Source organism: Superficieibacter sp. BNK-5, assembly GCF_047456055.1.
Classification (GTDB): domain Bacteria; phylum Pseudomonadota; class Gammaproteobacteria; order Enterobacterales; family Enterobacteriaceae; genus Superficieibacter.
This window is the reverse complement of record NZ_CP179893.1, coordinates 3,551,896-3,578,399: the sequence shown is the minus strand read 5'-3', so window position 1 is coordinate 3,578,399 and position 26,504 is coordinate 3,551,896. Positions and strand designations below refer to the sequence as shown.

Annotated in this window: 20 protein-coding genes; 8 read left to right on the top strand and 12 right to left on the bottom strand. The window is 55.2% G+C overall.

All coding sequences use genetic code 11. The features are described 5' to 3' along the window. Positions 1-187: 187 nt before the first annotated feature. The 3 genes from ACMGGS_RS17065 to ACMGGS_RS17055 are packed head-to-tail and all read left to right on the top strand — an operon-like array spanning position 188 to position 4,318. The gene (locus tag ACMGGS_RS17065; protein WP_414163608.1) at positions 188-1,840 is read left to right on the top strand and encodes an MFS transporter; all 1,653 of its coding nucleotides are present in this window, start codon (positions 188-190) and stop codon (positions 1,838-1,840) included. 19 nt (positions 1,841-1,859) lie between these two features. Continuing rightward, positions 1,860-2,942 carry an HlyD family secretion protein gene (locus ACMGGS_RS17060; RefSeq protein WP_414163607.1) on the top strand — a complete coding sequence of 361 codons (1,083 nt, stop codon included), beginning with the start codon at positions 1,860-1,862 and terminating at the stop codon, positions 2,940-2,942. Then, a complete protein-coding gene (locus tag ACMGGS_RS17055; protein WP_414163606.1) occupies positions 2,939-4,318 on the top strand; it encodes an efflux transporter outer membrane subunit in 1,380 nt (459 codons plus the stop codon). The genes ACMGGS_RS17060 and ACMGGS_RS17055 overlap by 4 nt, the downstream gene beginning before the upstream one ends. Before the next feature lie 64 nt (positions 4,319-4,382). On the opposite strand, the gene hrpA is transcribed toward ACMGGS_RS17055, so the two are convergent. Further along, the gene (gene hrpA / locus ACMGGS_RS17050; protein WP_414163605.1) at positions 4,383-8,285 is read right to left on the bottom strand and encodes an ATP-dependent RNA helicase HrpA; all 3,903 of its coding nucleotides are present in this window, start codon (positions 8,283-8,285) and stop codon (positions 4,383-4,385) included. A 201-nt stretch (positions 8,286-8,486) separates the two neighbouring features. Here hrpA and azoR point away from each other — a divergent pair, with 201 nt between their 5' ends. Next, positions 8,487-9,092, top strand: coding sequence for an FMN-dependent NADH-azoreductase (gene azoR / locus ACMGGS_RS17045; protein WP_414163604.1), 606 nt, complete (start codon positions 8,487-8,489; stop codon positions 9,090-9,092). 58 nt (positions 9,093-9,150) lie between these two features. Here azoR and ACMGGS_RS17040 read toward each other — a convergent pair whose 3' ends face one another. The 10 genes from ACMGGS_RS17040 to ACMGGS_RS16995 all read right to left on the bottom strand — a co-directional run bounded on the left by ACMGGS_RS17040 (position 9,151) and on the right by ACMGGS_RS16995 (position 18,518). Next, complete coding sequence (locus tag ACMGGS_RS17040; RefSeq protein WP_414163603.1) at positions 9,151-9,666, bottom strand: hypothetical protein; 516 nt, start codon at positions 9,664-9,666, stop codon at positions 9,151-9,153. Between the two features lie 37 nt (positions 9,667-9,703). Then, the gene (locus ACMGGS_RS17035) at positions 9,704-10,099 is read right to left on the bottom strand and encodes a hypothetical protein (RefSeq protein WP_414163602.1); all 396 of its coding nucleotides are present in this window, start codon (positions 10,097-10,099) and stop codon (positions 9,704-9,706) included. Continuing rightward, positions 10,075-11,352 (bottom strand): phosphatase PAP2/dual specificity phosphatase family protein, encoded by a 1,278-nt coding sequence (locus ACMGGS_RS17030; protein ID WP_414163601.1) that lies wholly within the window; start codon positions 11,350-11,352, stop codon positions 10,075-10,077. Before ACMGGS_RS17030 ends, ACMGGS_RS17035 begins: the two co-directional genes overlap by 25 nt. Continuing rightward, the gene (locus ACMGGS_RS17025; RefSeq protein ID WP_414163600.1) at positions 11,349-13,106 is read right to left on the bottom strand and encodes a bifunctional alpha/beta hydrolase/class I SAM-dependent methyltransferase; all 1,758 of its coding nucleotides are present in this window, start codon (positions 13,104-13,106) and stop codon (positions 11,349-11,351) included. The genes ACMGGS_RS17030 and ACMGGS_RS17025 overlap by 4 nt, the downstream gene beginning before the upstream one ends. Next, a complete protein-coding gene (locus ACMGGS_RS17020) occupies positions 13,099-13,740 on the bottom strand; it encodes a 1-acyl-sn-glycerol-3-phosphate acyltransferase (protein ID WP_176918107.1) in 642 nt (213 codons plus the stop codon). Before ACMGGS_RS17020 ends, ACMGGS_RS17025 begins: the two co-directional genes overlap by 8 nt. A gap of 4 nt (positions 13,741-13,744) precedes the next feature. Beyond that, on the bottom strand, positions 13,745-14,662 hold the full coding sequence (locus ACMGGS_RS17015) for a phosphatidate cytidylyltransferase (RefSeq protein WP_414163599.1): 918 nt from the start codon (positions 14,660-14,662) through the stop codon (positions 13,745-13,747). Further along, positions 14,662-15,261, bottom strand: coding sequence for a CDP-alcohol phosphatidyltransferase family protein (locus ACMGGS_RS17010; protein WP_414166299.1), 600 nt, complete (start codon positions 15,259-15,261; stop codon positions 14,662-14,664). Before ACMGGS_RS17010 ends, ACMGGS_RS17015 begins: the two co-directional genes overlap by 1 nt. Before the next feature lie 112 nt (positions 15,262-15,373). After that, positions 15,374-15,697, bottom strand: coding sequence for a DUF1318 domain-containing protein (locus ACMGGS_RS17005; protein ID WP_176918304.1), 324 nt, complete (start codon positions 15,695-15,697; stop codon positions 15,374-15,376). Positions 15,698-15,704: 7 nt separating this feature from the next. Beyond that, entirely contained in the window at positions 15,705-15,896 is a 192-nt protein-coding gene (locus tag ACMGGS_RS17000) for a YnbE family lipoprotein (protein ID WP_414163598.1), read from the bottom strand. Positions 15,897-15,905: 9 nt separating this feature from the next. Next, positions 15,906-18,518, bottom strand: coding sequence for a YdbH family protein (locus ACMGGS_RS16995; RefSeq protein ID WP_414163597.1), 2,613 nt, complete (start codon positions 18,516-18,518; stop codon positions 15,906-15,908). A 280-nt stretch (positions 18,519-18,798) separates the two neighbouring features. Between ACMGGS_RS16995 and ACMGGS_RS16990 the strand changes: the two genes are divergently transcribed. The 3 genes from ACMGGS_RS16990 (at position 18,799) to hslJ (ending at position 22,281) form a co-directional block, all read left to right on the top strand. After that, positions 18,799-20,592, top strand: a complete 1,794-nt coding sequence (locus ACMGGS_RS16990) for an EAL domain-containing protein (RefSeq protein ID WP_414163596.1) — start codon at positions 18,799-18,801, stop codon at positions 20,590-20,592. Between the two features lie 150 nt (positions 20,593-20,742). Next, positions 20,743-21,732: a 2-hydroxyacid dehydrogenase gene (locus tag ACMGGS_RS16985; RefSeq protein WP_414163595.1), complete on the top strand. Its 990-nt coding sequence runs from the start codon at positions 20,743-20,745 to the stop codon at positions 21,730-21,732. 111 nt (positions 21,733-21,843) lie between these two features. Next, the gene (gene hslJ / locus ACMGGS_RS16980; RefSeq protein WP_414163594.1) at positions 21,844-22,281 is read left to right on the top strand and encodes a heat shock protein HslJ; all 438 of its coding nucleotides are present in this window, start codon (positions 21,844-21,846) and stop codon (positions 22,279-22,281) included. Here hslJ and ACMGGS_RS16975 read toward each other — a convergent pair. Then, positions 22,278-22,550 (bottom strand): DUF333 domain-containing protein, encoded by a 273-nt coding sequence (locus ACMGGS_RS16975; RefSeq protein WP_176918114.1) that lies wholly within the window; start codon positions 22,548-22,550, stop codon positions 22,278-22,280. The genes hslJ and ACMGGS_RS16975 overlap by 4 nt on opposite strands. A 295-nt stretch (positions 22,551-22,845) precedes the next feature. Here ACMGGS_RS16975 and nifJ point away from each other — a divergent pair, with 295 nt between their 5' ends. Beyond that, a complete protein-coding gene (gene nifJ / locus ACMGGS_RS16970; RefSeq protein WP_414163593.1) occupies positions 22,846-26,370 on the top strand; it encodes a pyruvate:ferredoxin (flavodoxin) oxidoreductase in 3,525 nt (1,174 codons plus the stop codon). Positions 26,371-26,504 lie beyond the last annotated feature (134 nt).

Below are 26,504 nucleotides of genomic sequence, written 5' to 3'. Positions count from 1 at the left end.
TGACTCCCTGGAGCGTAACATCTGTCACGCGCCTTCACAGCGGATCTATCTTAAAGCCGCAGTGTAATCCTTTCCGCGTTTCCGCACCGCTGATCTATATTTTCATTCACTTGAATTATGAATCATACCGGTTGTACACTCGAACGCCGGGTGCTGAAGATACTGTAATATAAGGTGGAAAATCATTATGCGCCTGCCAGGACGTGATCCCTACGCGCCGCGCGAATGGGCACCTCATGAAAAGCCGATGCTGCTCGGCTCGCCGTCGACGCCGTTGCACAGTACGCCAAAACGCATCGCATATGGCATTGTTGGCCTGCTGGTCTGCCTGACCGGGGCGCTGGGTAATGCGGTCGTCACTGCCAATCTGCAAAATTTGCAGGGCACCTTTGCCGCGTGGTCTACGGAGATTGCCTGGCTTCCTACCGTATACGTGATGACCAATGTGTCCATCAACCTGCTGCTGGTGAAATTTCGCCAGCAGTATGGTCTGCGCGCGTTTACGGAAGGATTTCTGGTGCTTTACGTGCTGGTGACCTTTTTTCACCTGTTCGTCAACGATCTCAGTTCGGCAATGATGGTGCGTGCTGCGCACGGAATGGTGGCGGCAGCGCTAAGCTCACTGGGGATTTATTATCAGATTCAGGCCTGGCCCGCGCGTCATCGCCTTAAAGCCCTGACGATTGGGATTACCGGCTCCTCACTGGCGATCCCGCTGGCGCGGCTTTTTTCCAGCGACCTGCTGCAACTGGACGAGTGGCGCGGGCTTTATTTTTTCGAGCTGGGACTGGCGCTGATTTCGCTGGCCTGTGTGATATTGCTTAAACTCCCGCCAGGCGATCGTAAAAAGGTGTTTGAGAAGAAAGATTTTCTGACCTTTATTTTGTTAGCCCCCGGTATGGCTTTGCTCTGCGCGGTGCTTTCCCTCGGACGACTGGAATGGTGGTTCGAAACGCCGTGGATCGGCTGGGCGCTGGCAGGCTCGCTGGTACTGATCGTTTCCGCCGTCGTGTTCGAACATAACCGGCAAAACCCGCTGCTGAATACGCGCTGGCTCTCGAGCGGCAGTATTTTACGCCTCGGGCTTATCATGCTGTTGATCCGCATTGTACTGGCGGAACAGAACACCGGCGTGATCGGCTGGCTTCAGTATGTCGGTCTGCAAAACGAACAGATGACCTCGCTGGCATGGTCGATTTTTGCCGGGATTGTATGTGGCATCATTGCCAGTTGCCTGACGATCAAGCCGCAACGGCTGGCGTGGCCAATCCTTACCTCGCTGGCGCTGATGATTATCGCCTCCTGGCTGGACAGCCATTCCACCAGCCTGACGCGCCCCAATCAGTTACTCTTCAGTCAGTTTTTACTGGGCTTTAGCAGCGCTTTTTTCCTTGCCCCTGCCATGCTGGCCGGCATCGGTGGCGTGGTCGCTGAACCACGTAATCTGGTCAGTTTTTCAGTGCTTTTCGGGATGAGCCAGAACATCGGCGGCCTGCTCGGTTCCGCTATTCTCGGGACGTTTCAGACCTGGCGCGAAAAATACCACTCCAGTCTGCTTGCCGACCAGTTAACCACCCTGAATCCGCTGGTTAACGAACGTCTTCAGCTATACAGCCAGACGTATAAGAGCCTGATTGGCGACAGCAATTTACTCAGCGTTCAGGCGGGTCAGCAGTTACAAAATGCCTCTACGCTGGAGGCAAATATTCTGGCTTATAACGATACTTACTTACTGACCGCAGCGATTGCTGCGGCAACGATGCTATGGATTTTCTGGCGATTACTGCGCCTGCGCATCACCGCACGGATCGGTCTTAAACGGGCAACGGGAACAAAATAATGTTATTTCAGGAGAGGTTATGAGCCAGCAGGAGGCCGCCAAAGAGCGGGCGAATACGCGCAGTAACGTGCGGGTAGTCTCTATTTTTGCCGCCGCCGCGATTGGTATCGTCGGGGTACTGGCGATCCTGTACGCCTGGCAATTGCCGCCGTTCACCCGCCATACGCAATTTACTGATAACGCCTACGTGCGCGGACAGACGACGTTTATTAGTCCACAGGTTAACGGTTATATTACTGCGGTGAAGGTGCAGGATTTTGTGCAGGTGAAGCGCGGCGACGTGCTGATGCAGATTGATGACCGCATCTATAAGCAGCGCGTTCATCAGGCGCAGGCGCAGCTGGATATGAAAATCGCCGCCCTCAATAACAACCTCCAGCAGCGTAAAAGCGCGGAAGCGGTTATCGCCCGGAATCAGGCGGCGCTGCAAAATGCCCGAGCGCAAAGCCAGAAAACGCAGGCGGATTTACGCCGGGTGAAGGATTTGACCGCCGATGGTTCTCTGTCGATTCGCGAACGCGATGCGGCGCTCGCCAGCGCGGCCCAGGGTAACGCCGATATAGCGCAGGCCCAGGCCACGCTTGAAATGTCGCGCCAGGATTTGCAAACCACCATCGTCAATCGCGCCTCGCTGGAAGCCGATGTCGAAAACGCCAAAGCCGCGCTCGAACTGGCGCAAATCGATCTGCAAAATACGCGGATAATCGCCCCTCAGGATGGTCAGCTCGGACAAATTGCCGTGCGCCTTGGGGCCTACGTTGCCGCGGGCACCCATCTGACCTCGCTGGTCCCCGCGCAACACTGGGTCATTGCCAATGTGAAAGAGACCCAACTGGCGGAGATCCGCATTGGTCAGCCGGTACGTTTTAGCGTTGACGCGCTTAATAACCGTAGCTTTAAGGGCCGGGTGCAAAGTATATCTCCGGCAACCGGCGTCGAATTCAGTGCCATTTCGCCGGATAACGCGACCGGTAACTTCGTCAAAATCGCCCAGCGTATTCCGGTACGCATTGAAGTGTTAGGCCAGCCTGAAGAGATCGCGCATCTGCGACCGGGCATGTCGGTGCAGGTCACTATTGATACTCGCGAGGAGCAGCAATGAGACGGCATCCTCTTGCTCTGCTGCTGGCATCATTACTGCTTGCCGCCTGCCAGTCGGTTGACGTCAAACCCGCCAAACCCTCGCTGCATATCCCGCCACAGTGGCGTCAGGACATCGGTCCGACAAGTCCGGTTGAAGGGGTCTGGTGGCGGAACTTTCACGACAGCGCCCTGAATCGCTATGTCGATCAGGCGCTGCACTATAACAGCGATGTGCTGATTGCCCGCGAACGGATTAACGAGTATCAGGCGCAAGTCTATGCCACTCAGGGCGATCTTTTCCCTACCCTGGACGCAGGACTGAGCGGCACGCGCGCCCGCTCACAGTCTGCCGCGACCGGGCTGCCGGTTTACAGTACGTTATACAAGGGCAACCTGACGGCCAGTTATGATGTTGATATCTGGGGAGCGAATCGCAGCGCCACCGAAGCCGCCGAGGCCGGGCTGGAAGCGCAAAAGGCCGCCGCCGCTGCCGCAGACCTGACCGTTGCGGCGTCGGTAGCGAGTGGCTACGTGACGCTCCTGTCGCTTGACGAACAATTGAAAGTGACACAGGCCACTCTGGAAGCGCGCGAAGCATCATTTCGCCTCGCCCAGCGTCAGTTTGAGACGGGCTACAGTTCACGTCTTGAACTGATGCAGGCCGATTCCGAACTGCGCGCCACCCGCGCGCAGGTGCCACAAATTCGCCATCAAATCACCGAGCAGGAGAATGCCCTCAGCCTGTTGCTGGGCCAAAATCCGCAAAGCGTCGGGCGCGGCGGCGCGTTTGAACAATTGACGCCGCTTACGCTTCCTTCCCGGCTACCGTCAACACTATTGAACAGGCGTCCGGATATTGTCCAGGCCGAGCGCCAGCTTGTCGCCGCCGATGCCACGCTGGCAGCGTCTCGCGCGCAACTGCTACCGTCCATTAATCTGACCGCCACCGGCTCGGTGCAGGATCGCACCCTGCCCGGCCTGCTTGATAATCCGCTCCAGCTCTGGAGTATCGGCGGCAGTATTCTCGCGCCACTGCTGAACCGTCAGGCGCTAAATGCGCAGGTAGATGTTTCCATGTCACAGCGCAACCAGGCGCTTTACAGCTACGAGAGTACAGTCCGTAACGCCTTTAAAGAGGTGAATGACAGTCTGGATGCCATCCGCCGTTTGCAGGAGCAGTTACAGGAGCTGGAAGGTCAGGAATCCGTGGCGCAGGAGACGTTACGCATTGCGCAAAACCGCTATCGCAACGGTTATTCGTCGTATCTGGATGAACTGGATGCCCAGCGCACGCTGTTTTCAACCCAGCTGAATGTGGTGCAGGTGAAAAACAGCGTATTACAGGCACAGATTGATTTGTACCGGGCGCTGGGTGGTGGATGGAACGGAGGGTGAAAGCATAAACCCGGCAGCTTTTACGCAAACCGGGTTTAAAGGCATAGCACATTAACAGGGAATGTTATCCGCTAATCTGCTCCATCGCCTGTAAAATACGCTTATCAGATATCGGGTACGGCGTGCCCAGTTGCTGAGCGAAGTAGCTCACCCGCAATTCTTCGATCATCCAGCGGATCTCTTTCACGTCTTCATCTTCACGACGCGCGGGCGGCAGTTTATTCAGCCACTGTTGCCAGGCCTGCTGGACCTGCTCCACTTTCAGCATTTGCGCACGGTCGCGATGCGGATCGACCGCCAGTTTTTCCAGCCGTTTCTCAATCGCCTGTAAGTAACGCAGCGTATCGCCGAGCCGTTTAAAGCCGTTGCCGGTAACAAAACCGCGATACACCAGCCCGTTCATCTGGGCTTTGATATCCGACAGCCCCAGCGCCATAGTCATGTCTACCCGGCCTTTAAGCCGTTTGTTGATGGTAAACACGGCGGTGAGGATTTGCTCGACCTGTTTGGCGATCTCCACGACGGTGTCGTTCAGTTCGGCGCGGACTTTTTCATGCAATACGGCAAAGCCCTCTTCGGTCCACACCGGACCACCCGCTTCATGAATCAGTTTATCGACACCGCAAGAGATGCAGTCGTCGATCAGATCCAGCACTTTGCCATACGGGTTAAAATAGAGTCCCAGTTTGGCTTTATTCGGCAGCTTTTCATGCAGATATTTGATCGGCGACGGGATATTGAGAAGCAGTAAACGCCGCAACCCGCGCCACATTGCCTGCTGCTGTTCCAGCGGGTTGTCGAACAGTTTGATCGCCACGCTATCGCGCTCATCCACCAGCGCAGGCCACGCTTTCACTTTATAGTTGCCGCGCTTCTGCTCGTAGCTTTCCGCAAGAGTACCAAAACTCCAGATATGCAGGCCGCTTTGCTCGATGCCATCGTCCGCTACTGCCGAAAGCGTCTCCTGGACTTTGCCTTTCAGACTCTCTTTCAGCGCCGTTAAATCGCGGCCTTCGAGCAGTTTTTTGTTTTTATCATCCACCACACGGTAAGTGATTTTAAGATGATCGGGTACCTGATCCCGGTGCCAGTCGTCACGGTCGATGGTGTTGCCGGTCATCCGCCGCAGTTCGCGTTCCAGCGCCTCCAGCAGCGGCAATTCCAGCGCCGTCACGCGGCCCAGAAACGCCTCGGCATAGTTGGGCGCAGGCACGAAATTGCGGCGAACGGGTTTCGGTAACGATTTAATCAGCGCAATCACCAGCTCACGGCGCAGGCCGGGGATCTGCCATTCGAAACCGGCCTCTTCCACCTGGTTCAGCAACGGCAGCGGAATATGAACGGTGACACCGTCCGCATCAGCTCCCGGCTCAAACTGGTAGCTCAGGCGCAGTTTGAGATTGCCCTGGTGCCAGAAGTTCGGATAATCGAGCTTGCTGATTGACTCCGCGCCCTCTTTGATCAGCATACTTTTTTCAAAGTTAAGCAGGTCCGGCGTCTCGCGGCTGACCTTTTTCCACCAGCTGTCGAAATGGCGGGCGGAAATAACATCCACGCCAATACGCTGGTCGTAAAATTCAAACAGCGTTTCGTCATCGACCAGAATGTCGCGGCGACGGGATTTATGCTCCAGCTCTTCCACTTCGGCACGCAGCTTCAGGTTCTCGCGGAAGAAGGCGTGACGCGTCTGCCAGTCGCCTTCCACCAGCGCATGTCGAATGAACAACTCACGGCACAGCACCGGGTCAATCTGGCTATAGTTCACTTTTCGCGCGGCAACAATGGGCAAGCCGTAGACGGTGACTTTTTCCGTCGCCATCACCGCGCCCTGCGCCCGCTCCCAGTGCGGCTCGCTGTACGAGCGTTTCAACAGATGCTGCGCCACCGGCTCTACCCACTCGGGATCGATCCGCGCGGCGATGCGTCCCCACAGGCGGCTGGTTTCCACCAGCTCGGCGACCATCGTCCATTTAGGCGGCTTTTTGAATAAGCCGGAACCGGGAAAAATCGAAAAACGCGCGTTGCGTGCGCCGGTATATTCCTGCTTGTCAGCGTCTTTCATGCCGATATGCGAGAGTAAACCGGTCAGCAGCGCAATATGAATTTCGCGGTACTCCGCAGGCTCGCTGTTCACCGGAATGCCCAGTTCTTTCACCACCTGGCGCAGCTGGGTATAAATATCCTGCCACTCGCGCACGCGCAGATAGTTAAGATAATCAGTGCGGCACAGACGACGGAAGGCATTGGAGGAGAGCGCTTTCTGCTGCTCGCCGAGGTAGTTCCACAGGTTCACAAACGCGAGGAAATCGGATTCTTTATCGTGGAAGCGGCGATGCTTCTCATCGGATGCCTGCTGTTTGTCCATCGGACGCTCACGCGGATCCTGAATGGACAGCGCGGAAGTGATGATCATCGCTTCGCGCACGCAGCCGTGTTTTTGCGCTTCCAGCACCATTCGTGCCAGACGCGGATCGACTGGCAGTTGCGATAGCTGACGACCCTGGGCCGTCAGCTTATAGGCCGTTTGCTGCTCGTCGGTGGTGATGGCCCCTAACTCTTCCAGCAGGCGCACGCCATCCTGAATGTTGCGTTTGTCCGGCGCTTCCACAAACGGGAACGCGGCGATATCACCTAATCCCAGCGCGGTCATTTGCAGAATAACGGACGCCAGGTTGGTACGCAGGATCTCCGGATCGGTAAATTCCGGACGTGACAGGAAATCGTCTTCCGAATAAAGACGGATGCAGATCCCCTCCGACACGCGGCCGCAACGCCCTTTACGCTGGTTGGCAGACGCCTGCGACACCGGCTCAATCGGCAGGCGCTGGACTTTGGTGCGGAAACTGTAACGACTGATACGCGCCGTACCGGGATCGATAACGTATTTAATACCCGGCACCGTCAGCGAGGTTTCCGCCACGTTGGTCGCCAGCACAATGCGCCGCCCACCGTGCGGCTGAAAGACGCGGTTCTGCTCGCTATTCGACAAACGGGCATACAGCGGCAGCACCTCGGTATGGCGCAGGTTGAGTTTATTCAGTGCATCAGCGGTATCCCGGATTTCGCGCTCACCGCTCATAAAGATCAGGATGTCACCCGCGCTTTCGCGTCCCAGCTCGTCCACCGCGTCGAAGATAGCCTGGAGCTGGTCGCGTTCGGTATCGTCCGCCTCTTCCACAATCGGGCGATAACGCACTTCCACTGGATAGGTGCGCCCGGAGACTTCAATGATCGGCGCATTATTAAAATGGCGAGAGAAACGTTCCGGATCGATGGTCGCCGAGGTGATGATGATCTTCAGATCCGGACGGCGCGGTAACAGCTCGCGCAGGTAGCCGAGCAGAAAATCAATGTTCAGGCTGCGTTCGTGCGCTTCATCAATAATGATGGTGTCGTACTGCATCAGCAGTCGGTCCTGCTGGATCTCCGCCAGCAAAATGCCGTCGGTCATCAGCTTAACCATCGTATTATCGCTGACGTGATCGCTAAAGCGGACTTTATAGCCGACGCAGCCCCCCGGCTCGGTTTGCAACTCTTCGGCAATACGGTTGGCAACGGTGCGCGCCGCCAGACGACGAGGCTGGGTGTGACCAATCAGGCCCTTAATACCGCGCCCCAGTTCCATGCAGATTTTCGGCAACTGGGTCGTTTTACCGGAGCCGGTCTCGCCAGCGACAATCACTACCTGATGATCGCGCACGGCCTCAAGGATGGCCTGTTTTTTCTGGCTGACGGGCAGATTTTCCGGGTAGGTTATCGGCGGACGTACCGCAACGCGACGCGCCACTTTCCCCGCCGCCTGCTCTATCTCGCCCGCCAGCGCCGCCAGAATGCCTTGCTGAGATTCAGGATTTTTAACTTTCTTCGCGCCGTGAAGCCGTTTCGCGAAGCGCTGTTTGTCGCGCAACATCAGCTCGTCAAGCTGCTGATGCAGGTGCGCAGGAGTCAATTTCTGTTGTTCTGTCATCGTATTATTGGGCAGTAAAATGCCCCAGGGAAAATTTACTTTTATGATGGCTATAGCGTAACACACTGGCGGTTTGGCTGCCTTATTCAAAAAAATCGAATATAGAATTCGATATATTGCGCTATCACTTGGCCGTAATTGTGAATAGAGTGTCAACAAGTGGCGGGCTATCCCCCTTCAAACACATAAAAGGAAACACCCATGAGCAAAGTATTAGTTCTTAAATCGAGCATCCTGGCAGGGTATTCACAGTCTGGTCAGCTGTCTGACTACTTTGTTGAGCAGTGGAGTGAGAAACATCCGGGTGATGAAGTGACCGTCCGCGATCTGGCGGCGAATCCCGTTCCGGTGCTGGATGGCGAACTGGTTGGCGCGCTGCGCCCGAGCGATGCACCGCTGACCCCACGTCAGCAGGAAGCGCTGGCGCTTTCCGACGAGCTGATTGCAGAGTTGCAGGCTCACGATGTGATTGTTATCAACGCGCCGATGTATAACTTCAATATTCCGACCCAGCTGAAAAACTACTTTGATCTGGTGGCACGCGCTGGCGTTACCTTCCGCTACACCGAAAAAGGGCCGGAAGGTCTGGTCACGGGCAAACGCGCAGTGATCCTTTCCAGCCGCGGCGGTATCCATAAAGATACCCCAACAGACCTGGTTGCGCCGTACCTGACGCTGTTCCTCGGCTTTATCGGTATCACCGATGTGAATTTCGTCTTCGCCGAAGGTATTGCTTACGGTCCGGACGTGGCCGCGCAGTCGCAGAATGACGCGAAAGCTGCGATTGACGGTCTGGTAGCAGCGTAAATTCTCAGCCCTTTCGCCTGAGGCGGGAGGGCTTATGAACCATAAGCAGCCCTCGTAGTTACTTATTCTCTTCTGCGGAATCAAACACCACGCTCGCCAGGCATTGCGGGCGTTTTTCTTTGAAGCCAAACGCCAGCCTCCAGTGGTTAAACGTGGTGCGGTATCCGGTTTCTTCTTCCAGCGAATGTCCGTGCGGCACCTGACTGAGCGTTAAGCCAGCATAATGCTGTTTAACATCCTCCAGAGTGACACACCCTTTCCCTTCCAGACTGAGCACCAGAAAGCTGCCACGCGGCGAAGCATCGGATGCGGGTACTCTAAAATCGATATTAGCAATACGCAGATTATCGTTAAGCTGAGGACCAGCGCCTGCATAAAACAACGTGTATTGATTCTGATTTTTTAACGTCAGTTGGGTAGCAAAATCCCGCTCAATACTTTCGCGCGTCATCGCCGATTCGCTGCGAAGAGTAGCCATGATGTCCCACAGGCTTTTCGTTGTATCGGCAGCAAAAGCGCCTGGTTGGGCTGCGCTTAAAAATAGTATGCCGATCAGAGAGGCGTATATTTTCATGGTTGTTTTCCTGACGAAGGTTTGAGCCTCAGCGTTGTTAGAGCGTGATGATCAGCGCAAGCAGCCACAGCGCCCACGCCAGCATTGTTGCTCTCATCGTCAGATGCAGTTGCCGCCTGGCTCCCTGCTCTCGCTCTGTCAGGGTTAAGGTGCTGAGGCGTTCACGCTGCCAGATAAAGGCCAGCGTTTCTCCCGCCTCAGCATGGCTGTCTCGATTAAGAATTCTGAAATAGCCTTCATCCAGCCACAGTCGCCAGCAGCCAAAAGCAATATAACCGGCGTTGATGACCACTATGATTTGCAGCCAACCAGCGGGTAACACTGTCATAGCCCACAGCAACGGTAGCATCCCCAATGGCAAAAAGAATTTCCAGCTTGCCAGAGAGTGCGTCAGCAGCGCCGCGCTTGTCAGGTCGTTACGGTTTTCTGCCATTGTTGCAGCACCTCCAGTTGACCGGGTTTAATCACAATCTGCTGGCGACAGGCACGGAGCATCGCCACTGCCTCTTCTGCTGTCTGCGCTTTGCCGGTACGTAAAAGCCAGGCCGCAACCACCAGCGCGCTGCGCGAAAGCCCCAGCGCACAGTGAACCAGCACCGTGCCATATTCTGCGCGCAGCTGTTCAAGTTGATTAACGGCCAGCGTCAGTTGTTCCTTTTCCGGCACCACCAGGTCGAGCATCGGCACGCTGTAATAAGCCTGGTGTGCGGTTGCCGCCGCGCGGGGGAATTCGCAGGTAAGATCGAGAACGGCGAGCTGTTCCGTTGGCTGACGGGGATAGCTGCCGAGAAAAATGCCTTCTGTTATGGGTGCGACCGTGGGGACGTTGCGGGTAAACCAGAGCGCAGAGAGATGCGTGCCCAGACGCCAGGGAAGTAACAGCCAGTATGCCGCGGGGGCGATGCGCCCTTCAGCATCTTTCTGCATGGCCGACGCGCCAAACGCCATATAGGCCAGCGTCACCATTAGCAACGAAATCGCGGGCCAGCTCAGCCAGGGTGTTGCCAGGCATAACAGCGCCCCGGCAAAATAACGCAGCGCCAGTTTTCTGCGCCCCGACTCAGGACGGCGTAAGCGCCACTTTCCCCGGTCCGGTATCAGCCAGCTAATCAGCATCCCGACCGCCAGTCCGGTGATCGCATCGATGACATGATGCTGCCAGGTGGTGACAACCGATACGGCGATCAGCAGAAACCAGCCGTCGCACAGTTTCTGCCAGCCGCCGGAAAGACGCTGATGAAAATGCCACCAGATGATCCAGCAGAGAATAATATGCAGCGACGGCGACTGATTAAACGGTAAATCGAACTGCTCAAGCTGGCTAAATAACCACCCGGCTGCGCCCTCCACGTGCGGGCGAGTGAAGGTAAAACGCAGCGGAAAGAGCAGAAACCCCAGGCAGGCCAGCAGCGAGGCGAGTAATAACCGGCATGCCAGCCGACGCTGTTCACTCAGGGTGCGACAGCATAATAATGACAGCCCGTAGAGAAGATCCAGACTCCAGTACGGGATAATACTCAGCGGAATAAAAGGAATATGGTGCTCCCAGGAGAAGACCATACTGCCTACATCGCTCCGGCTGGCGGTATAGAGATTCACCTGCCCGTAAGTCAAAAAGAAAAACGGCCCCAGCAGGACTATCCAGCCCAGAGCCTGAGGCAGAATGCGACGATCCACGGTTATCATTCGCGACGAACCGCCATGGACACGGTAAAAATGCCCCACTGGTCGATAAGCTGGGCACATTTATCGAATCCGGCTTCACGCACCAGCGCATCCATTTCGCCCTGCGAGCGCACGCGCATCACCCACGCTTTACCGTCTTTGTGGCTGGTGAGTGACCAGGCAATCGTTTTTAGTTGCGGGTGCCAGGGCTGGCCGGTATAGATCAGCACGCCGCCAGGCGGGATCGCCGCCGCTAATCCGGCAAGCGAGGCGCGTACCGGTGCGTTTTCCGGGAACAGTTCATACAGCCCTGAGACAATACCCAGCGTAGGGCTGGGATCAAGTGCCGCCAGTTCATCACGGTTGAAAGCATCGCCGCGTTCAAATCGCGCAACCCCTGCCATGCCCCGTTGGGCAATCATCTCCTGACCTTTAGTCACGTTCAGTTCGCTGTAGTCGCGCAGTAGAATGCCGTCTACGGCGGTATTTCCCTGGAGGGCATCCAGCACGTAGCGACCATGCCCGGCGGCAACATCCACAATCCGCACCGGTTTATTTTCCTCGACCAGACGATTCACCGCCTGCTTGATAAGCGTATCGAGATGAATTTTACGCTGGCGAATCCCCTGCCAGCCGACGCTGTTGAGGTAGTTTTTATCGATCATCCGGCCCAGCACGCTGCTGCCCTGCGGCTGGTTGCGATAAACATAATCCAGCGTGCTGCCGGAGTCGAAACCGGTATCAAACCCCAGCTTCACGCCGCTGGACTGGGTGCCAAGCGCTTTCATACCATAACGCAATGCCCGGAATGACAGATCGTCAATGGAATACGGTTCCGGCCCGCCGCTGAGAATGCGCCAGGCGTCTGCGCCGGGACTGTGGCTGTCTTCTTCACGGTAATCAAATTGTGCCAGCGGGCTGGCATAAAGACGGTCGATAAAAGCGCGCATTTTGTCAAACGCCAGATGGCGGTCCTGCTCGCCGAGGGTGTCGTGATAAAACCCCGGCAGGATATGCAGCTCTTTCTGCGGGCTGCGCAGGCGCTGGTAAAACTCCAGCTGTGGCTTGCGATGCACCACAAAATCTTCACCCGATACCAGCATCTGCGTCGGGACGACGATGGCAGCCGCGTCGCTGACGATACGCTCTGAGGTTTTGTACAGTTCCAGTAAAATATTGACCGCGATGGCGCGGGTAATCAGCGGGTCGTGGTTGAAGCTCTCGACGCGAGCCGGATCGTGGGTCAGATATTTGCCTTTTACGTAAGAGTTAACGTAGAAAAGACCGCGGAAACGCTGCATCAGTCCCAGACCGGGACGGGCAAACGGCACGTACAATTTCACCTTAAACGCCGGTGAGGCCAGAATTAAGCCGCGCAGCTGCGGCGCGTAATCATGCACCCACGTCGCGGCCAGTACGGCCCCGACGCTTTGCGCCACCACAACCACCTCGCCCAGCGTCAGCAGGCTGTCCGCCGCGGCAAAGCGGACGAATTCGTCAACATCCTGCACCGAGCGGGCCAGCGACGGACTGTAGCCGCGCGCGCCTTCCGTTCGTCCGTGACCGCGGGCATCCCAGGCGTAAAAGGCAGTGTCTGGCATCATCAGTTCATCAACGATATGCTGCAAGCGACCGGAATGCTCATGTCCGCGATGAAAAAGGACAATGACCTTACGCACGGGCGTATCGCTTTGCGCAGGCCAGTGGCGATAAAACAGCGTCTGGCGATCGCTGGTCAGAAAGGTATTTTCTTCAGGCGTGCGGAGGTTAGTCATGTGTTTCATGTCCCTGTTGGTGTGGTTGCAAATGCAGTAATGCCTGCAACAGCGAATCCATAAAAGTGGGTTTATCCGGGTGGGTAGCGACGGGGTCCCCCACACAGACATCAATAAATAGCGGCAGCGGAATGCGATTCCCCTTCGCCAGTACCTTTTCCGTGCCCGAAAGCCATACCGGGATCACCGTGGTTTCGGGCACGCGCTGGAGCAGATGCCAGATGCCGGATTTCAGCGGCGAGAGTTTTCCCGGCTCGCCCCGCGATCCTTCCGGGAACAGGATCAGAATTTTATTCTGTCGCAGCGCCTGCTCACAGCCTGCCAGCGGATCGGTATCTTCACCGGTACGTACCACCGGGATGATATTAAGAATATTTAAGGTGAACCACGCCAGCCACCGGTTACGCAAAAAATAGTCGGCTGCGGCAACAGGATGCACCTGCTGCTGAGTGCGCAACGAAAACAGCGACAGCAGCGCAAAAACGTCCATATGACTATTGTGATTTGCCACCACAATCGCCGGGCCAGCGGTGGGAATAAGATGCCGATGCTTAACCCGCAGGCCAAGCCACAGCCAGATCACCGGCCAGACAATCGTCATGGTAAATAACAGGCGAAGCGCTTTTTTACCCATAGGCTTAATAGTAAAAATAGTGGATGAAATGGAAAAATACCGGCGCGGTAAAAATCAGAGAATCCAGCCGATCCAGAATGCCGCCGTGCCCTGGCAGCAGCGTGCCGCTGTCTTTGACGCCAATATCACGTTTCACTGCCGACATCACAATGTCGCCGCAAAAACCGGTGACGCCAATGATAAGCCCCGCCACCAGTGCCATAGGCCAGTTCATTGGCGTCATCAGCGGGCCGAGGATCAGGGCAATAAGCGCGGTGCTGGCAACGCCGCCAATTAGCCCGGCGAGGGTTTTATTGGGGCTTACGCGGGGCGTGACTTTAATACGACCCAAGGATTTCCCCCACAGGTACTGGGCAATGTCGTTAAACTCGGTTAAGCCGACCAGAAACAGCACCAGTAAGGCACCGGTTTGTGCGCCATCGTTGGGCAATACCAACAGATACCCCACATGGCCGAACGCAAATACGGTGGTCATTAACGCCCAGTGGTGCTGGGAGGCCGTGCGCAAAAAGCCCTCGGTGTTGCCGGTCAGAACCATCCGCGCGGGCAGGAACAGAAAAGCGTAAACCGGGATAAAAATGATAAACATTCCGTACCAGTTGCAGCCAATCAGCCAGTAGTTCAGCGGGATAGCCAGAAACATCCACAGCAGCGGCATCCGATCGGAGCGCCGGGAGGGAATGAGGGTTAAAAATTCTTTTAAGGCCAGAAAGCTGACCAGCGCGAAGAGCGTCAGGGCCAGCCAGCGAGGGCTTATCATCGCCAGTGAGAAAAAGAGAATAATCACCCACCAGGTGCGAATACGCAGGGTGAGTTCGCGCCAGTCTTTTTCCGGCCGACGCCAGACCAGCAGCAGGTTAATGAGCGAGGCAAAAATAAGCAGTGAGAAAATTACCGCCAGCGCGATAAACAGTAGCGGCATCAGTTTTGCTCCCGTAAGACTGAACGGCAGCGGTTGATGGCCGTCCAGAGAAGTAACAGCGCCGCCACACCCCACACCACGTTATTCCAGGCGTTAACCTGTGGCCACAGTGCGATAACGATGCCCCACGCACCGAACACGAATGCTCTGTCGCTTTTGCCAAACGGCCCGGCATAGCTGCGCACCGCGTTAATGGTTTGCGCGAGGATGCCGCAAAATTCGCTCATCACCGTAAAAAACAGCATCGTCAGGATCAACGGCATATTGCTTTGCGGCAGGAAAATAAACGGCAGATAGAGCGCGATATCCGACAGCACATCGCCCGTTTCATTGAGAATAGCCCCCAGCCGCGTTTGCTGGTGATATTCCCGCGCCATCATTCCGTCGAGCGCATTAAGCGCCATACGGATAAACAGCACAACAGGTAATACGATAAACCAGAACGGCTCACGCACGATTGCCAGAAACAGGCCCGTTATAACAGACAGCGCCAGCGCGAATAGCGTGATTTGGTTCGCGCTGATCCCAGTTTTATGTAAGCGACGTAGCAGTGGCCGGAGTAACGCCTGAAAGCGAGGTTTTATATCGTAAAGCGTTATCATGACCGTCTCCCTGAACATGACTAACTACAAAATAAGAGCAAACTATGAGGTTGATGACAAACCGTCCGTGGAACACGGGGCGACCACCCACTTTGTCAGCGGTCTGAAACTATTTTTGTAACCACTTACCGTTGATGCCCTGAACATACTCGCCAGGCGACGCGCGCTCAACCAGTTTTTGCCCGGCCATTTTTGCCACCTCATCGACTGGCAAATTGTTGGCATCGGCCAGGCGCTGATAACTTTCGCTACGGGCCTGATTGATCTGCTTCACCAGCGCCTGCGTTTGGGCATCCTGACGCAGCGGCGCAATATAACCGCTTAAGGTCTCACCGACTCGCCCTTCTGTGCGGGCCTCATTGAGACTCAGCGCAAAAACGCGGGTGCTTATCAGGCTCAGCGCCAGAAGCGCCAGTATTAACGATTTTTTCATTATTGCCTCAAAACAGATCGCTGCGTGACTTCAGAAGCGTTTCAACGTCTTTATCTACCTTAATATGAATTTCATGTTCAATTTTGACATTCATGTTGATAGTAATCGGCGCTTCGGGTGCCGCCACTTCGATGCGGGGCGTGCAACCGGTTAACAGCGCGAAGGCCAGCAGCGGTAATAAAGCGATCGCAGTTTTCATTATTATTCCTCACATTCCTTTCTTGTCTGACAGCGTCGCATTCTTTTCAAGCCATGACTGTAAATTATCGCCGAAGCGCAGACTACGCCAGAGGGTAAAAATATTCTCCTGGTGGCTATAGTTTAGAGTGATAGCATTACTTTTTCCTTCAACGCGACTCAAGCCGGTAATCGCCGCCTGAAGCGTCAGTAATCCCAGATTATCGACGTTAATTTTGGTCCAGGAACGGGATATTTCGATGTAACGCAGCCAGTTTATTGCCGCGCCAGCCGCCATATTATCGTTGACAATCGCATCCGCCGTATCTTTATCAATACGCAACGTCAGCGGGCCGGGGTTGCTTAACCAGCCGTCTTTCACGATCCATTTTTCATTATTCAGCCACAACGGTAGCGCGCCGCTCACCGGACCGGACAGGGTAAATTGTTTTGGATTAATGGCGCTAATCAGCTCGCTGGAAGAGATATTCTGCACCCGCAGTAGCGCCGGATCGTGCTGCGGCATCCGCAATTGCAGCAGGGTAATTTTACCCCCCAGCACATCGACGCTGACGTCGCTGAGCAGCAGCGGATCGGTTTCACTCCAGGGCCAGCTTCCCTGCAAACTGGCGGTGAAATTTGTCGCCGTGACCTGGTTTTCGATCTCTGCGATATGCAATGATACTGGTCCATGGGTGCCAAGTTGCCAGTTACCGTTGCCATAGCGGAACGGTAAAATAAAATCGACGCCGTTGATTTTATTATCCGGCAACCATGCGCTCCCGCCTTTGACTACGCCGTGTCCGCCTGCGGTGAATCCTTGATCGGGCGCAGCAGAAAACGCAATTTGCGCATAAAACGCGCCTTCGCGCAGATCCAGTTTCCAGTCCGGCGGCAGCAGCGGCTGAAAAACAGTCAACGACTGCTGCGGCCACCACGCCTGCCCGCGCAGCCGTTCGCCGTCCCAGCGCCCGTTAACCCGTACCGGACCAATGGCCTGTGCGTGCAGATCGCCTTTGAACTGAAATAGCGTCGGGTCGCTACCTTCCACGCTGAAGTTGAGAACTGACTGCGGCAGAACGCCGCCGCCACTGAAGGTAGTTTGTCCGGCCTCCAGAGTCAGCGCACCGCTGAACTGCGGGTGCTGTGGGTCACGCATCCAGACGATGGGTTTATTGAGGGTGAGACGCGGTTGACGCATCTGCATGGTGCCGTAGCGTAACTGATTAAACCCGGTGGAAAGCGTATTCAGGGTGATGCGCTGGTCCCGCCACTCGCCCGTTCCGGCAACGTCCCAGCGCGCCTGCATTGGCGTAAAGCCGCCCTCACCCCAATAGCGCCACTGCCACAGACCGTTATCCGGCAGAAAGTCCTGCGCTTTACCATCCAGATGCAGCAGGAAATCACCCAGTTGTTGCTCATGCGCGCGCAGGATCGCCTGAAGTCGTCCGTCGACGCCACGTTGGGAAAGCGTAACGCCCGCCAGCGGCCAGCGGATTTCATCCAGATTAAGCGAGTCAATCACCCGGCCACGCGAGCGCAACAACGCCCCCGGCGTAAAGGCCAGTTGCGGATCATCAAGCCGCCCGCTGAGGTGCGCGGGCAGAACGGCATAGAAAATCAGATCTTCATGCTTTGCCTCGCCGGTAAGCTGAATCGGCATATCGCTGGCATCGGGATTCAGTTTACCCGGTCCAAAATTCAGTACCGCGTTACCTTTACCGGCTTTACCGGTGGTAATGACGTTCATCCGCCCGCTGATAAGCGCGTTGGCCAGTCCCTGTTTCCAGCCGTCAACATTAACGCCCAGCCTCCCGCTGAGCGGCAGACCCTGATACGGCCAGCTCCAGCGGCCGTCGCTGATAGTGAAACGCTGGGGCGTTAACTGCCAGGGGAGATCGAGAAGCGGATCGCCCGTTTCGCGGTCAAGCGCGATAAGCTGTCCTTGTCCTTCACGCCATTCGATTTCAACGTCAACCGGGGAGGCGATCGTGGGGACCTGCAAGGTAGTATGTGTGTGCCCTTCCACCGGCAGTCCATCTGGCACCAGCGGCATCACAAAATGTCCACTGAGGGTGATCGGTGGCCGGTCGTTGAGAAGCCGCAGCGCAAATTCATCAACAACCAGCGCCTGTCCCTGCAATTGTGCTGAGAGGGTAATATCCTTCCCCTGATAGCGTACCGACTGTTTTTGCGGCGTGATATCGAGCGTGAGTTTCCCCTGCCATTGTTGCCAGGGTGACAGCGTCAGACGATCGATCGTCACCCAGCTATAAGGCAGCATCGACTGCCATTGCGCCAGGGTGCGGGGGGCTGTTGCAGACGGTTCTGCCTGCGGGAGCTTGCTCAGACAAGCGGAGTTAATCTCCAGCTCACCGATATTAAGACGCCAGCGGCCAGGGTGAGTTAACTCACCCTGTCTGAGGTGCGCGAGTTCGCAATCTGCGACGATATAGCGCAGATCGGGAATACGCAGCGCATGCCAGGACAACTTCGGCGGCCCTTCCAGTGCAATGCGCGTCCCGGCCGGTAGCCAGATGCCTGCCAGCTTCGGTACCCACCAGCCAAGCGTCATTACCAGCGCGAGGGGCAGGAGTATAATGAGTAAGAGGAGCGCAAGTGCTGCTTTATACCTACCCTTCATGGGCAATTAATATCCTGATTATTCGCGTTTTATCGTCCAGTATCGGCGCATTGTGACACGTAAAGCCAATGAGATGAACCCGTGAGCATGGCGGTTGCCATTCTGCTAAATGTTAAGTATATGCGGCTTTTGGCGTCTGGCTTAATTTGTGTTTAGCCCAGAGTTACAGAAATAAAGTCCATTACATCGGCGAAAATGTGGTTTTTATGTCATTATTTTGTTAATAAAGCCTAATGGGTGACGGCAAAGAGAGGGTATATCCTTCACGCAGGAGCAATGCATGTTCTCTGGGTTAAATGAAAAAGAAACCAAAAAGCTTGCCGCATTAGAACTGCTTCGCAAGGAAAATGCGCCACGAGATAAAACGCTTGGCGGTTTTGCCCAACTGGCAAGGCAGCTCATCGGCGTTTCCGGCTGTTTCGTCACTATCTTTGACGATAAATATCAGTACATCAAATATGCGCACAATCTCGCTTCGGTTCCGGAAACGCTGCCCGCCGATGAGACGATGTGCAAATATTCTGTGGGCACCTGCCAGCCGGTTATTTGTCCTGACGCCCGTCTCGACCCACGCTTTACCCGGCATCCTCTGGTGGTAGAAGGTGCGATAGTTTTCTATGCCGCTGCCCCGCTGAAAACGAAAGACAATTTTGTACTGGGGACGCTGTGCGTTTGTGATACCAGCCCCGCCATACCGACGCCGGAACAGATCGACCAGTTCTTACAGTTAGCCGCGCTGGCAAGTGCTTATCTGGAATCGTGGTATTCAGTGGGTCGTATGGATGCCCTCACCGCACTGCCTAACCGACAAAGCCTGCTTGAGGAAGTGAATAGCCTGTCGCGTATAGAAAGCGCCGGGAATTACACGCTTATTATCTTTGACTGCATCGATATTAACCGGGCCTATGAGCTGTCCCGCTATCTGGGTATTGCCGCCGTCGAAAATATGCTGCGCAATTTTGCTCCCCTGCTGCGTATTCGACTCGACCTTGATGCCTCTGTTATTCTTTATGCATTTGCGACGGCGCGTTATGCCCTGCTAATGAAAGAAGATCTGGCCGATGAATTAATCCAGAAAGCAGTAGGGTTTCCTGCAACGCAAGCCAAAATTACCGGCGATATTGAAATATCGCTGAGCATGCACGTCGGTTATTTCACTTTCGATCCTGCGGTAATGAACGCCCAGGAAGTGCTGCGCAAAACGGTCAGCGCCCTGCATGAAGCCATTCGTCAGGATGCACCGGTCAGAGCGTTTGATCCCGAGATGGATGAAAAAAGAAACCAGGAGTTCAGGTTACTTTACGATCTGGGCGAGGCGCTAAAAAGCGAAGATCAGCTTTATCTGGCGTATCAGCCTAAAATATCACTGCTCAATGGTGAGATTAAAGGGGTCGAAGCGCTGCTGCGCTGGCAGCACCCCACGCTTGGCAATATTTCTCCAGCGATTATCGTTGCCCTGGCTGAGCGCACCAGTCTGATGGCAGAAATTACCCAGTGGGTGATCCGGCGAACGCTTTCACAGATCACCGAGTGGCGGGCAAGCGGTGTGAACATTCCGGTGTCGATCAACATCACGGTCAGTGATTTCTCCAGCGCTGGTTTTTCGCTCCGGTTAACCCGGCAAATTATTGCCGCCGGACTCACGCCTGCAGATATTCGTATCGAGTGTCTGGAAACCGAAAAAATGCTGGAAAGCCCTGCGGCGCTGAATGAACTGGATATTTTGAAGTCTGTCGGCTTCATTATTCTGCTTGATGATTTTGGTGCCGGTAACAGTAATATTAACTACCTGCGGCGTATTCCGGTCGACATTATCAAGCTCGATCGCTCTCTGATAAGCCAGGTCACTTCCGACTCAGGCAGCCGAATTATTGCCCGTAACGTGGTGGTAATGCTTAAAGAATTGAACTACACGGTGCTGGCAGAAGGAGTGGAAGATCGTGAGACCGCACAGCTACTGAAATCGTTTGGCTGTGATGAAGCGCAGGGCTATTACTTTGCGATGCCAATGCCACCCGAGCACATTCCGGGGTGGATTGCGACGAACCCGACGCCGGGTAAGTTACGTCCTTGAACTACAGATGTTATGACGCGAATCCGGTCATTTATCTGCGGAACCGACTAAAATTGAGAGATAAAACAGTCGATTCAATTATTTTTTATAAATTGTCAGATTATTTTAAAAATGTTAATCTGATCGCAGAAAATCATTGGAGAAAGTCTTATGAAACTCGCCGTCTACAGTACCAAACAGTACGATAAAAAGTACCTGCAACAGGTTAATGACGCTTATGGCTTCGAACTGGAATTTTTTGATTTCCTGCTGACGGAAAAGACCGCCAAAACGGCAAATGGCTGTGAAGGCGTGTGTATTTTCGTTAACGATGATGCCAGCCGTCCGGTGCTGGAAGAACTCAAAAAGCACGGGGTGAAATTTATTGCGCTGCGTTGCGCGGGTTTCAATAACGTCGATCTCGATGCGGCGAAAGAACTGGGTCTTCGTGTAGTTCGCGTTCCCGCCTATTCACCAGAGGCCGTAGCGGAACATGCTATCGGTATGATGATGACGCTTAATCGCCGCATTCACCGTGCCTATCAACGTACCCGTGACGCTAACTTTTCCCTTGAAGGACTGACCGGCTTTACGATGCACGGTAAAACTGCCGGGGTGATTGGTACAGGTAAAATTGGTCTGGCGACGCTGCGGATCCTGAAAGGGTTCGGCATGCGTCTACTGGCGGTCGATCCCTATCCGAATGCTGCCGTGCTGGATCTCGGGGCCGAATATGTTGATCTCGACACCCTGCTCTCTCAGTCGGATGTGATTTCGCTCCACTGCCCGATGACGCCTGAAAACTATCATCTGCTCAATCAAAGCGCCTTCGACAGAATGAAAAACGGCGTAATGATCATCAACACCAGCCGTGGCGGATTGATTGACTCTCAGGCCGCCATTGAGGCGCTCAAAACACAGAAAATTGGTGCGCTGGGCATGGATGTTTATGAAAACGAGCGCGATCTGTTCTTTGAGGATAAATCCAACGACGTGATCCAGGATGACGTGTTCCGTCGCCTGTCCGCCTGCCATAACGTGCTGTTTACCGGGCATCAGGCATTCCTCACCGCCGAGGCGCTGATCAGTATTTCTGAAACCACGCTGGAAAATCTCCGCCAGCTGGAGAATAGCGAAACTTGTCCTAACGCCCTCGTTTAACCGCTGTGCTCCCCTGCGGGGGAGTACTTTCAGAATAACCCCGAAGACCCCGCGCGTAATCTCTCTACAATAGCAGTAATACACGTTACAGAAAGATGCAGGTATAGAACCATGAAGAAAAGTATTGCGCTGCTGTGCGCGTTAATGCTGACAGGTTGCGTGACCGATAAAGACACCTCGGTGACAGCAGAAAAATTACAACAACAACGTTTTGTGCTGGAGACAGCAAACGGTGAGCCGGTTAAAGCCAGTGAGAAACCGCTGGAACTGGCTTTTGGCGATAAAGTTACCGCCCTGGAACGCGTTCAGGTTTCAGGTTCCATGTGTAACCATTTTACTGGCGCAGGCAAAATGTCCGCCGGTGAGCTGACGGTAAAAGAGCTGGCGATGACGCGCATGATGTGCAATGACCCGCAACTCAATACGCTGGATCACACTTTGAGCGCAATGCTCAGCGCCGGAGCGCAGGTCGATCTGACCGGAGACCAGTTAACGCTGGCGACAGCCGATCACACTCTCACCTTTAAACGCGTTAACGCAGCGAGTTAATAGCTGCCGCAGGTGCCGCTGGCAAGCGACTGCTCGGTGCAGCGTTTGCCATTGGGCAAAGCGCACATTCCTGAACTGGAGCCATCAAGCTGGCGAGCAACGGAAAGTGAACCGCCAATCATAGCGCAATTTGCCTGGCCTGAACTGGACATCGCCGCTTTCATACCAGGTGCAACGTGCGCCGCCGTCGCCTGCTGAACAGGCTCATTACTACTGCTGCACGCCGTTAACACCATCGCGGCAAATCCGATTAAAAAAGCTGCTCGCATCTTTTCTCCCCTGTCGTTAGGCCAAAACAAAGCGCCGCCTGCGGTTATCGCAGACGTAGCCAAAGCATCATAGGCACCTGAAAGCGGTTCGTCGAGAGATGAAACGCGCATTTGCGGCCGAGGAAACATTTTCTGGCAATTTTTTCTGCTGAAAGCCATTTAATCATTGATGAACGCGATGCAAGGGACACAAAAGCGAAAATGGTGCCCTTTAGCCTTTGCTAAACTAAGGAAATAATTTCGGGAGTCATCGGCGTGTTATGCGTTCCCTTTTTTGAGCAATGTATGAGGTCATATGATCACAATTGACGGTAATGGTGCAGCCGCCTCGGTGGCGTTCCGGACCAGTGAAGTTATCGCCATTTATCCGATTACCCCCAGTTCGACAATGGCTGAGCAGGCCGATGCATGGGCGGGAAATGGGTTAAAAAACGTATGGGGCGATGTGCCGCGCGTGGTGGAGATGCAGTCTGAAGCGGGAGCGATTGCTGCCGTTCACGGCGCGCTGCAAACCGGGGCGCTGTCTACCTCATTTACCTCATCGCAGGGGCTGCTGTTGATGATCCCGACGCTGTATAAGCTCGCGGGTCAGCTTACGCCGTTTGTTCTGCATGTGGCCGCACGCACGGTGGCGACGCACGCGCTGTCGATTTTCGGCGATCACTCTGATGTGATGGCGGTACGTCAGACCGGCTGTGCGATGCTCTGCGCGGCAAACGTGCAGGAAGCGCAGGACTTTGCGCTCATCTCCCACATCGCCACGCTTAAATCCCGCGTGCCGTTTATTCATTTCTTCGATGGTTTTCGCACCTCGCATGAAATCAATAAAATCGTGCCGCTGGCCGATGACACTATTCGCAATCTTTTACCGCAGGCGGAAATAGATGCCCACCGGGCGCGGGCGCTGAATCCGGAGCATCCGGTGATCCGTGGGACGTCCGCCAACCCGGATACTTATTTCCAGTCACGCGAGGCAACTAACCCCTGGTATAACGCGGTGTACGATCGCGTTGAAGAGGCGATGAATGATTTCGCCAGCGCCACCGGGCGACAGTATCAGCCGTTCGAATACTATGGTCATCCGCAGGCGGAACGCGTGGTCGTGCTGATGGGCTCGGCTATCGGCACCTGTGAGGAAGTGGTCGATGCGTTGCTGACACGCGGCGAAAAAGTCGGCGTGCTGAAAGTCCGCCTCTACCGGCCCTTCTCCGCTACGCATCTGCTGCGCGCCCTGCCAGAAAGCGCGCGCAGTATCGCCGTTCTGGATCGCACGAAAGAACCGGGCGCACATGCTGAACCGCTGTATCTGGATGTCATGACCGCGCTGGCCGAAGCGTTTAACCGCGGCGAGCGGGAGACCTTACCGCGGATGATCGGCGGGCGTTACGGTCTTTCATCAAAAGAATTTGGCCCGGACTGCGTACTGGCGGTATTTAACGAACTTAGCGCGGCAAAACCGAAGCCGCGCTTCACCGTTGGCATTTACGATGACGTGACCAACCTGTCTTTAGCGCTGCCGGAGAATACGCTCCCCGCAGAAGCCAAACTCGAAGCCCTGTTTTACGGGCTGGGCAGTGACGGCAGCGTTTCCGCCACTAAAAACAACATCAAGATCATCGGTAATGCGACGCCGTGGTATGCGCAGGGCTATTTCGTCTATGATTCGAAAAAGGCCGGTGGCCTGACCGTTTCCCACCTGCGCGTCAGTGAACATCCTATCCGTTCGGCCTATCTGATTTCGCATGCCGATTTCGTTGGCTGCCATCAGTTGCAGTTTATTGACAAATATCAGATGGCGGAGCGCTTAAAACCCGGCGGGATTTTCCTGCTGAATACGCCTTATGCGGCGGATGAGGTGTGGTCGAGGCTGCCGCAGGAAGTGCAGGCAGTGTTAAAACAGAAGAACGCCCGCTTCTGGGTAGTGAACGCCGCGAAGATTGCCCGTGAATGCGGCCTTGGCGCGCGCATCAACACCGTGATGCAAATGGCCTTCTTCCATCTGACCAATATTCTGCCTGGCGATACCGCGTTGACCGCACTTCAGGGCGCGATTGCCAAAAGCTACAGCAGTAAAGGTCAGGAACTGGTGGAGCGTAACTGGCAGGCGCTGGCAATGTCCCGCGAATCGCTCGCCGAGGTCACGGTGCAGGAGGTTGACATTACTAGTGCCAGCCGTCCGCCGATTGTGTCGGATGCCGCACCGGATTTCGTCAAAACGGTCACCGCCGCGATGCTGGCGGGTCTGGGAGATGCGCTCCCTGTCTCCGCCCTGCCGCCAGACGGCACCTGGCCCGTAGGCACGACTCAGTGGGAAAAGCGCAATATTGCCGAAGCAATTCCCATCTGGAAACCCGAAATCTGTACTCAGTGTAACCACTGTGTCGCCGCTTGCCCGCATTCGGCCATACGCGCGAAGGTGGTTTCACCGGAGGCGATGGAACACGCGCCCGACGCCCTGCAATCGCTGGATGTAAAATCCCGCGATATGCGTGGGCAGAAATATGTCCTTCAGGTCGCGCCGGAAGATTGCACCGGCTGTAATCTGTGCGTGGAAGTGTGTCCGGCAAAAGATCGCCAGGACCCGGAAATCAAGGCCATCAATATGATGTCGCGCCTTGAACATGTGGAAGAGGAAAAAGTGAATTATGACTATTTCCTCGCACTGCCGGAAATGGACCGCAGCAAACTCGAACGTATCGACATTCGTACCTCGCAGTTGATTACCCCGCTGTTCGAATATTCCGGAGCCTGTTCCGGCTGCGGTGAAACGCCCTATATCAAGCTGCTGACCCAGCTTTATGGCGATCGAATGATGATTGCTAATGCTACCGGCTGCTCATCCATTTACGGCGGTAATCTGCCTTCAACGCCGTATACCACCGATGCCAACGGTCGCGGCCCGGCATGGGCGAACTCGCTGTTTGAAGATAACGCCGAGTTCGGTCTGGGTTTCCGGCTATCGGTCGATCAGCATCGCCAGCGCGTGATGCGCCTGCTGGATACCTTTGCCGATCGACTGCCGGCTGAACTTAACGCCGCGTTACATGCAGACGCCACGCCGGAGGTTCGCCGTGAGCAGGTTGCTGCGTTGCGTCAACATCTGAGCGGCGTCGACGGCGCACAGCAACTGCTAACTGACGCCGACGCGCTGGTGGAAAAATCCATCTGGCTGATCGGCGGCGACGGCTGGGCCTACGATATTGGCTTTGGCGGGCTTGATCATGTGATGAGCCTGACGGAAAACGTCAATATCCTGGTGCTGGATACCCAGTGTTATTCCAACACCGGCGGTCAGGCGTCGAAAGCGACTCCACTCGGCGCGGTCACCAAATTTGGCGAGCACGGTAAGCGTAAAGCTCGTAAAGATCTCGGCGTCAGCATGATGATGTACGGGCATGTTTATGTGGCGCAGATTTCGCTTGGCGCGCAGCTTAACCAGACGGTGAAGGCTATTCAGGAGGCCGAATCGTATCCAGGTCCTTCGCTGATCATCGCCTACAGCCCCTGTGAAGAACACGGCTACGATCTGGCGCTCAGCCACGATCAGATGCGCCAGCTCACCACTACCGGTTTCTGGCCGCTGTTTCGCTTCGACCCGCGTCGCGCGGATGAAGGCAAGATCCCGCTGGCGCTGGACTCACGTCCGCCATCAGACGCGCTGGCCGAAACGCTCCTTAACGAGCAGCGCTTCCGCCGCCTTAACGCTCAGCAGCCGGAGGTGGCAGAACAGCTCTGGAAAGACGCTGCCGCAGATTTGCAGAAGCGCTATGATTTCCTGGCGCAACTGGCAGGAAAAGCAGAAAAAGCCGCCAGTGAATAATTTTAGCGTTCACTGGTTAATGGCATAAAAAAAAGCCCGAATTCATATTCGGGCTTGTCATAAGTACCGTTTACCTGACGGGCAGGTGAACGGGTCAATAAAACAGTGACAATAAAGGCATATAACACCGTTAT